The organism is Variovorax sp. 01T432, from assembly GCF_056398605.1.
The window spans coordinates 47,388-61,487 of the sequence record NZ_JBFTPS010000035.1; the positions used below are offsets into that span (position 1 = coordinate 47,388).

The 14,100-nt window shown below is 67.8% G+C and carries 12 protein-coding genes; 9 read left to right on the forward strand and 3 right to left on the reverse strand.

Going from position 1 to position 14,100, the window contains the following annotated elements; genetic code table 11:
- The 7 genes from xdhB (at position 1) to AC1DNF_RS23665 (ending at position 9,537) form a co-directional block, all read left to right on the forward strand.
- Complete coding sequence (xdhB, locus tag AC1DNF_RS23635) at positions 1–2,436, forward strand: xanthine dehydrogenase molybdopterin binding subunit (RefSeq protein WP_478151076.1); 2,436 nt, start codon at positions 1–3, stop codon at positions 2,434–2,436.
- A 65-nt stretch (positions 2,437–2,501) separates the two neighbouring features.
- Positions 2,502–3,476 carry a LysR family transcriptional regulator gene (locus AC1DNF_RS23640; RefSeq protein WP_478151077.1) on the forward strand — a complete coding sequence of 325 codons (975 nt, stop codon included), beginning with the start codon at positions 2,502–2,504 and terminating at the stop codon, positions 3,474–3,476.
- Positions 3,477–3,525: 49 nt separating this feature from the next.
- Complete coding sequence (locus tag AC1DNF_RS23645; RefSeq protein WP_478151078.1) at positions 3,526–5,055, forward strand: ABC transporter ATP-binding protein; 1,530 nt, start codon at positions 3,526–3,528, stop codon at positions 5,053–5,055.
- Entirely contained in the window at positions 5,048–6,211 is a 1,164-nt protein-coding gene (locus tag AC1DNF_RS23650; protein WP_478151079.1) for an ABC transporter permease, read from the forward strand. Before AC1DNF_RS23645 ends, AC1DNF_RS23650 begins: the two co-directional genes overlap by 8 nt.
- Entirely contained in the window at positions 6,211–7,131 is a 921-nt protein-coding gene (locus AC1DNF_RS23655; protein ID WP_478151080.1) for an ABC transporter permease, read from the forward strand. The genes AC1DNF_RS23650 and AC1DNF_RS23655 overlap by 1 nt, the downstream gene beginning before the upstream one ends.
- A 52-nt stretch (positions 7,132–7,183) precedes the next feature.
- Positions 7,184–8,353, forward strand: coding sequence for a BMP family ABC transporter substrate-binding protein (locus AC1DNF_RS23660; protein WP_478151081.1), 1,170 nt, complete (start codon positions 7,184–7,186; stop codon positions 8,351–8,353).
- Positions 8,354–8,484: 131 nt separating this feature from the next.
- Positions 8,485–9,537, forward strand: coding sequence for an adenosine deaminase (locus AC1DNF_RS23665; RefSeq protein ID WP_478151082.1), 1,053 nt, complete (start codon positions 8,485–8,487; stop codon positions 9,535–9,537).
- A 48-nt stretch (positions 9,538–9,585) separates the two neighbouring features.
- Here the strand turns inward: AC1DNF_RS23665 and AC1DNF_RS23670 are convergent, their stop codons facing one another.
- Positions 9,586–9,756 carry a hypothetical protein gene (locus AC1DNF_RS23670; RefSeq protein ID WP_478151083.1) on the reverse strand — a complete coding sequence of 57 codons (171 nt, stop codon included), beginning with the start codon at positions 9,754–9,756 and terminating at the stop codon, positions 9,586–9,588.
- Positions 9,757–10,164: 408 nt separating this feature from the next.
- Here AC1DNF_RS23670 and AC1DNF_RS23675 point away from each other — a divergent pair, with 408 nt between their 5' ends.
- Entirely contained in the window at positions 10,165–11,871 is a 1,707-nt protein-coding gene (locus AC1DNF_RS23675; protein WP_478151084.1) for a methyl-accepting chemotaxis protein, read from the forward strand.
- A 363-nt stretch (positions 11,872–12,234) separates the two neighbouring features.
- Here AC1DNF_RS23675 and AC1DNF_RS23680 read toward each other — a convergent pair whose 3' ends face one another.
- Positions 12,235–12,984 (reverse strand): hypothetical protein, encoded by a 750-nt coding sequence (locus AC1DNF_RS23680; protein WP_478151085.1) that lies wholly within the window; start codon positions 12,982–12,984, stop codon positions 12,235–12,237.
- A gap of 16 nt (positions 12,985–13,000) precedes the next feature.
- Between AC1DNF_RS23680 and AC1DNF_RS23685 the strand changes: the two genes are divergently transcribed.
- The gene (locus AC1DNF_RS23685; protein WP_478151086.1) at positions 13,001–13,159 is read left to right on the forward strand and encodes a hypothetical protein; all 159 of its coding nucleotides are present in this window, start codon (positions 13,001–13,003) and stop codon (positions 13,157–13,159) included.
- Between the two features lie 13 nt (positions 13,160–13,172).
- Here the strand turns inward: AC1DNF_RS23685 and AC1DNF_RS23690 are convergent, their stop codons facing one another.
- Entirely contained in the window at positions 13,173–14,084 is a 912-nt protein-coding gene (locus AC1DNF_RS23690) for a LysR family transcriptional regulator (RefSeq protein ID WP_478151087.1), read from the reverse strand.
- Positions 14,085–14,100 lie beyond the last annotated feature (16 nt).

A 14,100-nucleotide genomic window follows, 5' to 3' on the forward strand; every position in this document is an offset into this window, starting at 1 on the left:
ATGAACAAACCCATCGATCCCGCATTGCTGCAACCCGCGCAGGCCTTCGCCGACTACCTGACGAACACCGCCGCGCGCATCGACGAGCGCGCCGAAGCCAAGGCGCACGACGACGGCGCCCGCGTGGGCATCAGCCGGCCGCACGAGTCGGCGCAGCTCCACGTGGCCGGCGAGGCCACCTACATCGACGATATTCCCGAGCTCGCGGGCACGCTGCACTGCGCGCTGGGCCTTTCGCCGGTCGCCAACGGACGGCTCAAGGACCTGAGGCTGGAGGCGATCCGCGCCATGCCCGGCGTGGTGGCGGTGCTGACGGCGGCCGACATCCCGGGCAGCAACGACTGCGGCTCGATCGTCCACGACGACCCGATCCTCTGCGACGGCGACATCCGCTACCTGGGCCAGCCGGTGTTCGCGGTGATCGCCCGGACGCGCGATGCGGCCCGCCGCGCCGCCGCCCGCGCGAAGGACGCGCTGGACATCGAGTCGGCCCCGCCCGTGCTCACGCCCCAGCAAGCCCACGCCAAGGGCCAGTACGTGGTGCCGCCGATGCACCTGGTGCGCAGCACCAGCGAGGGCGGCGCGCAGGCCGCCATCGCCAGGGCGCCGCACCGCCTGAAGGCCACGCTGGACGTCGGCGGCCAGGAGCAGTTCTACCTCGAAGGCCAGATCAGCTACGCCATCCCCAAGGAAGGCGGCGCGATGCACGTGTACTGCTCGACCCAGCACCCGAGCGAGATGCAGCACCTGGTGGCGCACGCGCTGCACCTGCATGCCAACGAGGTGCACGTCGAATGCCGGCGCATGGGGGGCGGATTCGGCGGCAAGGAGTCGCAGTCGGCGCTCTTCGCCTGCGTGGCCGCGGTGGCGGCCAGCAGGCTCAAGCGCCCCGTCAAGCTGCGGCTCGACCGTGACGACGACTTCCTCATCACCGGGCGGCGCCACTGCTTCTGGTACGAGTACGAAGTCGGCTACGACGACGAGGGCCGCATCCTGGGCGCGGAGATCACCATGGTCTCGCGCGCCGGCCATTCGGCGGACCTGTCGGGCCCGGTGATGACGCGCGCGCTGTGCCACTTCGACAATGCCTACTGGCTGCCCGACGTCGCCATGCACGGCTATTCGGGCAAGACCAACACGCAGAGCAACACGGCCTTCCGCGGCTTCGGCGGGCCGCAGGGCGCGATCGCGATCGAGAACATCCTCGACACGGTGGCGCGCGAGCTCGGGCGCGACCCGCTGGACGTGCGGCGCATCAATTTCTACGGCAAGGAAGAGCGCAACGTCACGCCCTACGGCGCCGTGGTCAGCGACAACATCATCCATGAGCTGGTGGCCGAGCTCGAAACCGGCAGCGACTACCGCGCGCGCCGGGAAGAGATCGCCGGCTTCAACGCCAGGAGCCCGGTGCTCAAGCGCGGCATCGCGCTGGCGCCGCTCAAGTTCGGCATCTCCTTCAACGTCAAGCACTTCAACCAGGCCGGCGCGCTGGTCCATATCTACACCGACGGCTCCATCCTCGTGAACCACGGCGGGACCGAGATGGGGCAGGGCCTGAACACCAAGGTGGCGCAGGTCGTGGCGCACGAGCTGGGCGTGAGCTTCGAGAGCGTGCGCGTCACGGCCACCGACACCGAGAAGGTCGCCAACACCTCGGCCACGGCCGCCTCCACCGGCGCCGACCTCAACGGCAAGGCCGCGCAGGACGCCGCGCGCAAGCTGCGCGAGCGCCTGGCCGCCTGCGCCGCGAGCCGCCACGGCGGGGAGGCGCAGGCGGTGCGTTTCGCCAACGACAAGGTCGAGGTCAACGGCCGCACGCTGCCCTTTGCCACCGTCGTCGGGGAGGCCTACATCGACCGCGTGCAGCTCTGGTCCGACGGCTTCTACGCCACGCCGGGCCTGAGCTGGGACAAGGACACCATGCAGGGCCGCCCCTTCTACTACTACGCCTACGGCGCGGCGGTGAGCGAGGTGGTCGTCGACACGCTCACCGGCGAATGGAAGCTGCTGCGCGCCGACATCCTGCACGACGCCGGCAAGTCGCTGAATCCGGCCGTCGACATCGGCCAGATCGAGGGCGCCTTCATCCAGGGCATGGGCTGGCTGACCACCGAGGAGCTGGTGTGGCATCCGCAGAGCGGCCTGCTGACCACGCACGCGCCCAGCACCTACAAGATCCCGACGGCCAACGACTGCCCGCCGGTGTTCAACGTGCGGCTCTTCGAGGGGCAGAACTTCGAGGACTCGATCCACCGCAGCAAGGCGGTCGGCGAGCCGCCGCTGCTGCTGCCCTTTTCCGTGTTCTTCGCGATCCGCGATGCCGTCTCGGCGGTCGGCGGCCACCGGGTGGACCCGCCGCTGCGGGCGCCGGCGACCAGCGAGGCCATCCTGCGCGCGCTGACCGCGGTGCAGGCCGGGGCCGAAAGCGCGGCCTGAGGGCATGTTCATGTGAATGCAGCGCTGTATAACTGCCCGCACATTCCAGGAATATGTGGGCAGCCATGAGAGACCAAGCGCTTTTCGACAAGATCGATCTTCATCTCATCAGGGTTCTTCATACCGTGTTGACCGACCGCAGCGTCTCGCGCGCCGCCATCCGCCTGGGCATGTACCAGCCCGCCGTCTCCGCGGCCCTCAAGCGGCTGCGGGAGCTGGCCGGCGACCCGCTGCTGGTGCGCTCCGGCGCGGGCATGGTGCCCACCGACGCCGGCCTGCGCATGATCGAGCCCTCCGCGGCCATCCTGCGCTCGGCCGAGGTGCTGTTCAGCGACGCGCGCGGCTTCGACCCCCGGACGGCGGTCACCACCTTCCGCATCGCCGCCAGCGACTACCTCGACCCGCTCTTCCTGCCGATGCTGGTGTCGCAGGTGAAGAGCAACGCGCCGCTGTGCGGGATCGAGATCCACCCGCTGTCGCCCGACTCCGACTACCACGCCCACCTGTCGCTCGGCCACGTGGACCTGGTGGTCGGCAACTGGCTCAAGCCGCCGGAAGACCTGCACATGGCGCGGCTCTTCGGCGACGAGATCGTCTCGCTGGTCAACAAGGAGCATCCGGCCGTGCGCCGCGGCTGGGACACCGACACCTGGCTCGCCTCCGAGCACATCGCGCCGACGCCCATGCACCCGGGCGCGCGCGGGATCATCGACCAGATGCTCGACGAGCTGAACATGCAGCGCAACATCACGGCGCGCTGCGCGCACTTCGGCCTCATCCCGGACATGGTCGCCTCCAGCCTGCTGGTGCTGACGACCGGGCGGCAGTACTGCGAACGCTTCGTCGAGCGGCTGCCGGTGAAGATCCTCGAGTGCCCGGTGGCCCTGCCGCGCCTCATGTACTACCAGCTCTGGCACGAGCGCACCCACTCGTCGAGCTCCGCGCGCTGGCTGCGCGACCGGATCAAGGCGGTCGCGGCCTCGCTGCGGCCCATTGGCGCAACCACCGAGGCGGCCGGGCCCGCCGGCGGTGCAGACTGATTCGAAACCAGATCCCATCCCCGGACAACCACGAAGGCCAGGCACAGGCATGACAATCCACAGACTCCAGCTCTCGCACATCACCAAGCGCTATCCCGCGGTGGTCGCCAACAGCGACGTCTCGCTCACGGTGGCGCCCGGCGAAACCCATGCGGTACTCGGCGAAAACGGCGCCGGCAAGTCCACGCTGATGAAGATCATCTACGGCTCGGTCAAGCCCGATGAAGGCAGCGTGATGTTCAACGGCCAGCCGGTCAACGTGCGAAATCCGCAGGAGGCGAGGGCGCTGGGGATCAGCATGGTGTTCCAGCACTTCAGCCTGTTCGATACGCTCACCGTGGCCGAGAACGTCTGGCTGGGGCTGGAGAAGAGCCTGGCGCTGGCCGAGGTCGAGCGCCGCATCACGGCCAAGGCCTCGGAGTACGGGCTGGACATCGACCCCTCGCGCCCGGTCCACACGCTCTCCGTCGGCGAGATGCAGCGCGTCGAGATCATCCGCGCGCTGCTGACCGACCCCAAGCTGCTGATCCTCGACGAGCCCACCTCGGTGCTGACGCCGCAGGCCGTCGTCAAGCTCTTCGTCGTGCTGAAGAAGCTGGCCTCCGAGGGTTGCAGCATCCTCTACATCAGCCACAAGCTGCACGAGATCCGCGAGCTGTGCACCGCCTGCACGGTGCTGCGCGGCGGCAAGGTCACAGGGGTGTGCAACCCGCAGAACGAGAGCAACGAGTCGCTGTCGCGCCTGATGATCGGCGCGGAGCCGCCGCCGCTGCAGCACCGGCCGGTGCGCGCGGGGGATGTGGCGCTGGAGGTCAAGGGGTTGACGCTGGCGCGCGAGGACCAGTTCGGGGTCGATCTCGACGGCATCTCGCTGCAGGTGCGCGCGGGCGAAGTGGTCGGCATCGCCGGGGTGTCGGGCAACGGGCAGAAGGAGCTGCTCTACGCGCTTTCGGGCGAGGACACGCGCGCCCAGCCCGCGATGATCGAGGTGCTGAGCCAGAAGGCCGCGCAATTCAGGCCGCGCAGGCGCCGCGCGCTCGGCCTGCACTTCGTGCCGGAAGAGCGCCTGGGGCGCGGCGCGGTGCCGACGCTGGGGCTCGCGCACAACCTGCTGCTCACGCGCGGCGACGCGGTGGGCAAGGGCGGCTGGATCCGCGCCGGCGCGCTGCGCCAGCAGGCCAGCGACATCATCAAGCGCTTCAATGTCAAGGCCGGCGGCCCGGACGCCGCGGCGCGGTCGCTCTCGGGCGGCAACCTGCAGAAGTTCATCGTCGGGCGCGAGATCGACGCCAACCCGAAGGTCTTCATCGTCTCGCAGCCGACCTGGGGCGTGGACGTCGGCGCCGCGGCGCTGATCCGCGGCGAGATCCTCGCGCTGCGCGACGCCGGCTGCGCGGTGCTGGTGGTCAGCGAGGAGCTCGACGAGCTCTTCGAGATCAGCGACCGCCTGTACGTCATTGCCAAGGGCCGGCTCTCGCCCTCGATCGACCGCGCCGCGGCCACGGTGCCGCAGATCGGCGAGTGGATGAGCGGCCTGTGGACCCGCACGAACGAATCCAAGGAGGTGGCCCATGCTTAAGCTCGAACCCCGCCCGCAGCTCTCGCGCTTCTGGAGCTACGGCTCGCCCATCCTGGCGCTGCTGGTCACGGTGCTGATCGGCATGGCGCTCTTCGCCTTGCTGGGCAAGGACCCGGTGAAGGGCCTCGCGGTCTTCTTCTGGGAGCCGATCAAGAGCGGCTACGCGCTCGGCGAGCTGATGGTGAAGGCCACGCCGCTGCTGATCATCGCGCTCGGGCTGGCGGTGTGCTTTCGCTCCAACGTGTGGAACATCGGCGCCGAGGGGCAGTTCGTCTTCGGCGCCATCGCGGCCGGCGGTGTCGCGCTGCTGGCGGACAAGAACACGGGGCAGTGGATCGTGGCCGCCATCCTGGCCGCCGGTATCGTCGGCGGCATGGTGTGGGCGGGCATCGTCGCCTTCCTGCGCGACAAGTTCAACGCCAACGAGATCCTGGTGAGCCTGATGCTGGTCTACGTGGCGACGCTGCTGCTGGGCTACATGGTCTACGGGCCGTGGAAGGACCCGCTGGGCTACAACTTCCCGCAGACCAAGACCTTCGAGGCGGTGACGCAGATTCCGCGGCTTATCAAGGGCTCGCGGGTCAGCATCGGGCTGGTGATCGCGCTGGTCGGCGTGGGGGCGCTCTATGTGTTCCTGTTCCGCACGCGGGCCGGCTTCGCGCAGCAGGTCGGCGGCCTGGCGCCGGCGGCCGCGCGCTATGCGGGCTTCTCCGCCCGGCGCGCGGTGTGGATCGCACTGCTGACCTCCGGCGGCGCGGCGGGCCTGGCGGGCGCGCTCGAAGTGGCGGGCCCGATCGGGCAGCTCACGCCCTATGTGCCGGCGGGCTACGGCTTCGCCGCGATCATCGTGGCCTTCGTCGGGCGGCTGCATCCGGTGGGCATGGTCTTCTCGGCGATCCTGATGAGCATGTTCTACATCGGCGGCGAACTCGCGCAGTCGCGGCTCGGGCTGCCCAAGTCGCTGACCGGCGTGTTCCAGGGCCTGCTGCTGTTCACGCTGCTGGCCTGCGACACGCTGATCGCCTACCGCATCCGGCGCAAGGCCGCGCCCAAGCCCGCCGCCGAGACGGCGCCGCAGGCGGGCACCTCGTCGCTGCAAGCCAGCACCCCGCTCACCGCCCCGGTGGCGCCCCCCGTCGTCGAAGGAGTTGCATGATGGAAAGCTACGCACTTTTGCTGGGCTCCACGCTCAGCGCCGGCACCGTGCTCGCGATCGCGGCGCTGGGCCTGCTGATCAACGAGAAGGCCGGCATCGTCAACCTCGGCGCCGAGGGCATGATGCTGTGCGCCGCCATCGCGGGCTTCGCCACCGTGGCGACCACGCACAACCACTGGCTCGGCTTCCTGGCCGGCATGCTGGCCGGCGCGGTGCTCGCGGCCTTCTTCGGCGTGCTGGTGATCTGGCTCAACACCAACCAGTACGCGACCGGGCTCGCGCTCAGTCTCTTCGGCGTCGGCTTCTCGGCCTTCGCGGGCATCAATTTCGTGCAGGCCAAGCTGCCGGAAAGCGTCTCGTACGCCATCCCCGTGCTGGGCGACATTCCGCTCGTCGGGCCGGCGCTGTTCAGGCACCACCCGATGGTGTATTTCGCGGTGGCGCTCACCTTCGGCCTGATCTGGTTCCTCTACCGCACGCGCGCCGGCCTGGTGCTGCGCTCGGTCGGCGAGTCGCCGGAGTCCTCGCATGCGCTGGGCTATCCGGTGCGGCGCATCCGCTTCGTGGCCGTGATCGCCGGCGGCGCGCTGTGCGGGCTGGCGGGCGCCTACCTGTCGACGGTCTACACGCCGCTGTGGGTCGAGGGCATGGTCGCGGGCCGCGGCTGGATCGCGCTGGCGCTCACCACCTTCGCGACCTGGCGGCCGGTGCGCGTGCTGCTCGGGGCCTACCTGTTCGGCGGCGTCTCGATGCTCGGGTTCTACCTGCAGAGCACGGGCGTCAACGTGCCCAGCCAGTTCCTGAGCATGCTGACCTACATCGCGCCGATCGTGGTGCTGGCGCTGATCTCGCGCAACCCCGCGTTCATCCGCATCAACATGCCGGCTTCCATCGGGAAACCCTTCTACCCCGGCTCATAATCCTGGTTTAGTTTCCGTGCGTCGCCAACCTGTCCTTTGAGGATTCCTGACAATGAATAACCTGAACAAGCGTTCCCTGCTCAAACTGGTCGCCCTCTCGGCGGTGGCTTCGGCCGCGCTGGTCGGCTGCGGCAAGAAGGAAGAGGCGGCGGCCCCGGCCGCGGCGCCCGCCGCCCCGGCACCGACGGCGGCGGCTCCGGCGCCCGCGGCGCCCCTGAACATCGCCTTCGCCTATGTCGGCCCGGTGGGCGACGGCGGCTGGTCCTTCGCGCACGACAACGGCCGCAAGGCGCTCGAGAAGGAATTCGGCGACAAGATCAAGACCACCTTCGTCGAGAGCGTGCCCGAGTCGGCCGACGCCGAGCGCGTGTTCCGCGACATGGTGAGCCAGGGCAACAAGCTGATCTTCGGCACCACCTTCGGCTACATGGAGCCGATGCTCAAGGTCGCGGCCGACAACAAGGACGTCAAGTTCGAGCATGCCACCGGCTACAAGACCGCCGAGAACATGCGCACCTACGACAGCCGCACCTACGAGGGCGCGTACATGGCGGGCGTCATCGCCGGCGCGATGACCAAGACCAACACGCTGGGCGTGGTCGGCTCGGTGCCGATCCCCGAAGTGCTGCGCAACATCAACAGCTTCACGCTGGGCGCGCAGTCGGTCAACCCGAAGATCACGACCAAGGTGGTGTGGGTCAACGAATGGTTCAGCCCGCCGAAGGAGACCGAGGCCGCCACGGCCCTCATCAACGGCGGCGCGGACGTGCTGTTCCAGAACACCGATTCGCCGGCCGTGCTCAAGACCGCGCAGGAAAAAGGCAAGCGCGCCTTCGGCTGGGATTCGGACATGACCGCCTATGGTCCTAAGGCCCACCTGGGCTCGGCCGTGATCAACTGGGGCCCGTACTACATCAAGGCCACGCAGGACGTGCTGGACGGCAAGTGGACGACGGGCCAGAGCTGGTGGGGCGTGAAGGAGGGCGCCATCGACATGGTCTCCATCGCCGATGACGTGCCGGCCGCCACCAAGGCCAGGATCGATGAGATCAAGAAGGGCCTGAAGGACGGCAGCTTCGCGATCTGGAAGGGCCCGATCCTCGGCCAGGACGGCAAGGAAGTGGTCGCCAAGGACACGGTCGCCGACGACAAGTTCCTCTCGGGCGTGAACTTCTACGTCAAGGGCGTCGAAGGCAAGGTGCCCGGCGGCGACAAGAAGTAATTCGCACGGCAGTCCGGGATCTCCGGCGCGAAGGGTTGCCCCGTGGCAACCCTTTTTCGTTGGAGGACCGGGCTTCTTCCACAGACCGCCGCCATCGAGATGCGCGGCATCACTTTCGGAGTCTTCTCCTGATGAACACGACCGACGCTCCGCGCTTCGACCACATTGCGGCCGAGCGCCTGCCCGAACTGCTGCGGCGCATGCCCAAGGCCGAGCTGCACATCCACATCGAAGGCTCGCTCGAACCCGAGCTGATCTTCGCGCTCGCGCGGCGCAACGGCGTGGCCATTCCCTATGCGAGCGTCGAGGAGCTGCGCCGCGCCTACGCCTTCACCAACCTGCAGAGCTTCCTGGACATCTACTACGCCGGCGCCAGCGTGCTGCTGAAGGAGCAGGACTTCTACGACATGGCCTGGGCCTACCTCGAACGCGCGGCCGCCGACAACGTGGTGCGCACCGAGATGTTCTTCGACCCGCAGACGCACACCGAGCGCGGCGTGGCGATGAAGACCGTGATCGACGGCCTGCACCGCGCCTGCGTGGACGCCGGGCAGAAGCTGGGCGTCGATGCCGCGCTGATCCTGTGCTTTCTCCGCCACCTCAGCGAGGACGATGCCTTCGCCACGCTGGAGCAGGCGCTGCCCTTTCGCGACAAGTTCATCGGCGTGGGCCTCGATTCGAGCGAACTCGGCCACCCGCCCGAGAAGTTCGCCCGCGTGTTCGCGCGCTGCCGCGAGCTGGGCTTTCATCTCGTCGCGCATGCGGGCGAGGAGGGGCCGCCGGCCTATGTGTGGAGCGCGCTCGATGTGCTGAAGGTCGAGCGCATCGACCATGGCGTGCAGAGCACCCAGGACCCGGCCCTGATGAAGCGCCTCGCGCAGGACCGCATTCCGCTGACCGTGTGCCCGCTGTCGAACCTGAAGCTGTGCGTGTTCCCCGACCTCGCCCGGCACAACCTGCGCGCGCTGCTCGATGCGGGACTGGTCGCCACCGTCAACTCGGACGATCCGGCCTATTTCGGTGGCTACATGAACGAGAACTTCCTGCAGACCTTCGCGGCCACGGGGCTCACGGTGCAACACGCGTGGCAACTCGCGGTCAACAGCTTCGAAGCCAGCTTCGCGGACGCCGCCGCCAAGCGCGGCTATCTCGATCGCTTGAATCAGGTCTTCGCGGCGGGATGAGGCGGCGGCGGCGCACTGGCGTCGCCTCCGCCTTGCCTCGCGCGGCGGTTACGCCGGTGCATGCGCGTACTGGCACGCGGTAACGATGTCCGCCTGCGTCATTTGAGCGTGGCCGGGCAGTGTCGCCTTCCCCAGATTGATCTGGCAGATTTCCACGAAGCCCGCCCCTGGGTTCGCACCCAGCCGGCAGCCATCGGAAAGATAGAGATTGCCTTCCACGTCCACCCGTTGAAGGTGGTACTTGCTCTAAATGAACTGCTCGCATTGCAGCTGCGTCGCGCCGGAGGGCCCGGCGCCCATGAGCGCGGCGGCGCCGATAAAGGCGGGCACGGCGATGTGCTGGACGATGTCCATGATGATCCTCCCTGGGTTGTCGAGGCTCCATTTCAGCGCTGATCCGGCGCTTGCGCAAGAGAGAAGCGCGCCTTCGAAGACCTCGGCTTCCGGCGGCTGGCGTGCGGGCGAATCTTCGAGAAAGCTTCGCAAGAAAACTCCGGTTCTCGACCATCAAGAATTCGCCTTCGCTGCCGATAACAGGGTGGGGCAGTTCTGCGCTGCCACCCATGTTCAGCCAATCAACAGACTCGGAAGCCAGATGACAGATACGCATGCGCGGGGGCGAGCGCCATGACCGCCTTCTACAACCTCAGGATTGCAACCAAGTTGCTCATCTCCTTCGTAGCCGTGCTGGCGCTGACCGCATTGCTCGGAATCTTCTCCGTCATCGAGCTGGCGAAGGTGAACCAGGCCTCGACGGAGCTTGCCAGGGACTGGATGCCCAGCACCCGCGTGCTGCTCGAACTGAAGTCGGGCATGGCGCGCTATCGGACGCAGGAACTGCAGCACATCCTCTCGGACAACCCGGCCGACTTCGCCACTTACGAGAAGTCGATGAACACGCTGTGGACGCAGGCGCAGAAGGACCTTGCGGACTACCAGAAGCTCGTCACCACGCCCGAGGAGAAGGAGACCTATCCCCAGCTCGTGAGCGCGATGGCGGCCTACGCGCCGCTCCATGAAAAGATCATCGCCGCGTCGCGCGCCGAGAAGAACGAAGAAGCCAGGGCCCTGACCCGGGGCGAGTCGCTGCGCCTGAATCTCGAGATCGGCGCGATGATCGACAAGCTCGTGAAGGTGAATGTCGAAGGCGGCGACAAGGCCAGCGACGACGCGGACGTTCTTTATGAATCGACGAGGACCTGGATCCTCGGCCTGCTGGCGGGAAGCATCGTGCTCGGCATCGCCCTGGCGCTCTGGGTGGCCCGCATCGTGGCGCGCCCCCTGCGCGATGCGGTGGAGCTTGCGCAGACCGTTGCCGGAGGCGATCTCACCAGCCGCATCGAGGCGAGGACGACGGACGAGACCGGCATGCTGCTGCGGGCGCTGAAGGCGATGAACGACAGTCTCGCCAAAGTGGTGGGCGAGGTGCGCCACGGCACTGACACGATCGCGACGGCGTCGAGCCAGATCGCCTCCGGCAACCAGGACCTGTCCTCGCGCACCGAAGAGCAGGCGGGCTCGCTGGAGGAAACGGCCGCCTCGATGGAAGAACTCACCAGCACGGTGAAGCAGAACGCCGACAACGCGCGCCAGGCCAATCAGCTGGCCGTCTCGGCCTCCGAAGTGGCGATGAGGGGCGGCAGCGTGGTCTCTCAGGTGGTCGACACCATGGGTTCGATCAACACCTCGTCGCGCAAGATCGTGGACATCATCGGGGTGATCGACGGCATCGCCTTCCAGACGAACATCCTGGCCTTGAACGCGGCCGTCGAAGCCGCCCGCGCGGGCGAGCAGGGCCGTGGCTTTGCCGTCGTGGCTTCAGAGGTGCGCAGTCTGGCGCAGCGCTCGGCGGCCGCCGCCAAGGAAATCAAGAGCCTGATCGACGACTCCGTGGGCAAGGTCGAGCAGGGCAGCAAGCAGGTGGCCGAAGCGGGCAAGACGATGGAAGAGATCGTCGACAGCGTGCGCCGGGTCACCGACATCATGGGCGAGATCACGGCCGCGAGCCAGGAGCAGACATCGGGCATCGAGCAGATCAACCAGGCCATCTCGCAGATGGACGAGGTCACCCAGCAGAATGCGGCGTTGGTCGAGGAGGCTTCCGCGGCGGCTCAATCGCTGCAGGAGCAGGCCGGCGGATTGGTGCGGGCGGTGAGCGTGTTCAAGGTGGAGGCCGGCATCTCGACGCCAGCGCCTGTGCCCGGGACGCCACGGCCTCGCGCCGTCGCCGCGAAGCCCGGCGCGGCAGCCCCGGCCCGGCTTCGCAAGGCGCCGGGCGCCGCGACCCCGCCCGCGCTGGCTTCGGCCGCCACGGAGGAATGGGCGGAGTTCTGAGCGAGCGGCCTTGAAGCCTGGAGTGGTCTCAGGCCGCTCGACGCGGGCTGGCATCAGGGCGTGGCAGGCGTCGTCGGCCGGTTGAAGCCCTCGATCTCGATGATCGGCGGGCGTTCCTGTTGGGCATAGGCTATCGACCTCGAGATCTGGTCGGCTGGGAAGGCGAACCGTCCGAGTCAGCCATTTTCGGCCGGCGAGGCGGGAATGCTGACAGAGAAGCCTGAAATTCCGGTGCCGTGAGGCCGCGCGCGGCCGTCGGTCTGCGGCGACTGAACACCCGCCGTCACTCAGTTGGAGTTGTGGATATCGAGCGCTGCGGTCAACGCCACAGCGCCCAGGGGGCATTGCGCCTCCTTCAGAGGCTCAGGGTGCAGGCGTCGTCGTCGTCGTCGGGCGGTTGAAGGCTTCGATTTCGACGATGGCTGGCTGGGCTTGGACACGGCCACCAGCCGCCTTATTGACGGTGACGACGATCTTCGAGACTTTCTGCGTTGGGAAGGTGATGGTCCGCTTCACAAGGTTGTTGCCCTGGACTGCTGCGATCAATGTTCCCCCGGCATCCAGGGTGGTTGGGAAGGTGACGCCAGGCTCAACATCGCGCTGGCCATAGATCTTGAAATCGACAGCCCCCAGTTCGGTGAAGGTGGCCGAGTCGGAGGGTTCTTGTTGCGATGCGGCATCTTGTCGCGAGTAGACCACGATGGTATTGATGTCGACCTCGCCTTGCCCGGCCGTGCCGGGGCAGCTGCCGAATCTGTCCAGGCAAATGGCCCCGCTTCCATCGACCACGTAGAGGTGCGGATTGGTGGTCAAGTTCGTCCAGGCTCCAGTGCCCGTCCAACCGCGATGCACACGGTCTCCGTCGGTCATGGGGGTGTAGGCGGTGAAGCCCGGGATGAAGGGCTCATGGCTGTTGGTCGTAAACAGGTACGCGGGGACGCCCTTCAGCATATTGGTCTCGGTAGCGGCGGCCGAAACGGCGGGCGTGGTCGCTGCCGTCGCTGGATTCGCGACTGCTTCCGGTGCGGTTGCGGTCGTTGTCGCAGGGGCCGCCGATGCCAGCGCGCACGCGGCGGACATTGAGAGCGCGAGGATGGATTTCTTGAAGATCATGGAACGATGATGAGTGATGGTTGTTGACGTGATCGGCCAGCTGCGCGGCCGCGTCTTGACGACGTCGATGCCGGCGCATGCCCAGTTTCCGGGTCGGCGCGCTCGGCGCGAGGCGATTCTTCCAGCCGATCCGATTCAGGAATCGGTTTCACGACAATTCGTCAGCATCTTCTGAGCCGCCGCAACCGCTAAGCCGCAAGCGACCCAAGCCGCGCCACCACGAGATCGTGCAGCGCCTGCGCGGCGGCCGACAGGCTGCCTTCCCTGCGCTGGACCAGATAGATGCGGCGCGTGAGCTTGGGGATGGAGAGCGGCCTGATCGCGATGGTCTCTCGCCTGAACTGGTAGAGCGTGAGCGTCGGGACCACGCTGATGCCGAGTCCGGCTTCGACCATCCCCATCACGGTCGCCAGCTGCTCGACTTCCAGCACGGTGTTCATCACGAGCGGGTGCAGCGCCGCTTCCAGCGCCTGCCGCACGCTGCTGTTGCGGGCCATGTGGATGAAGGGCCAAGGCGCCAGCTTGCGCAGGGTCAGCCGCGGCTCGGTGGCCAAGGGATGGTCGGCGCGGCACACGAGATGGAAGCGATCGGCGAACAGCACCCGCATGCGAAGCTCCGCCGCGTCCCCTGCGCGCGCGCCGCTCGAGGCCAGGGCGAAGTCCGCCAGGCCGCCCCGCACGAGGTCGAAGCAGGCATCGGAAAGCAGGTCGCTCAGGGCGAGCTCGATGCCCGGCCATGCGGCGTGGTACGCGGCGAAGATGCCCGGCAGCCAGCCCGCGGCCAGGGAGGGCAGGGCCGCGACGTGCACGCGCCCCTTGCGCCGCTCCACGTGGTCGCCCAGGTCTTCGAGCGCCCGGGCCATGTCGGCGAGCAGGCGCCGCGCCGATGGCTCGAAGAGCCGGCCCTCCGGCGTGAGCTGCACGCTGCGCGTGGTCCGGTCCAGCAGGCGCGCGCCCACCGCGCTCTCCAGCGTGCGGATCAGTGCGCTGAAGGCCGGCTGCGACAGATGCGAGGCCTGCGCGGCGCGCGTGAAGTTGCGCAGGTCGGTGACCGCGAGAAAGGCGCGCAGTTGGCGCGCGGAAAGGTCGGGTTGTGCCATTGATCTGAATTCCAGC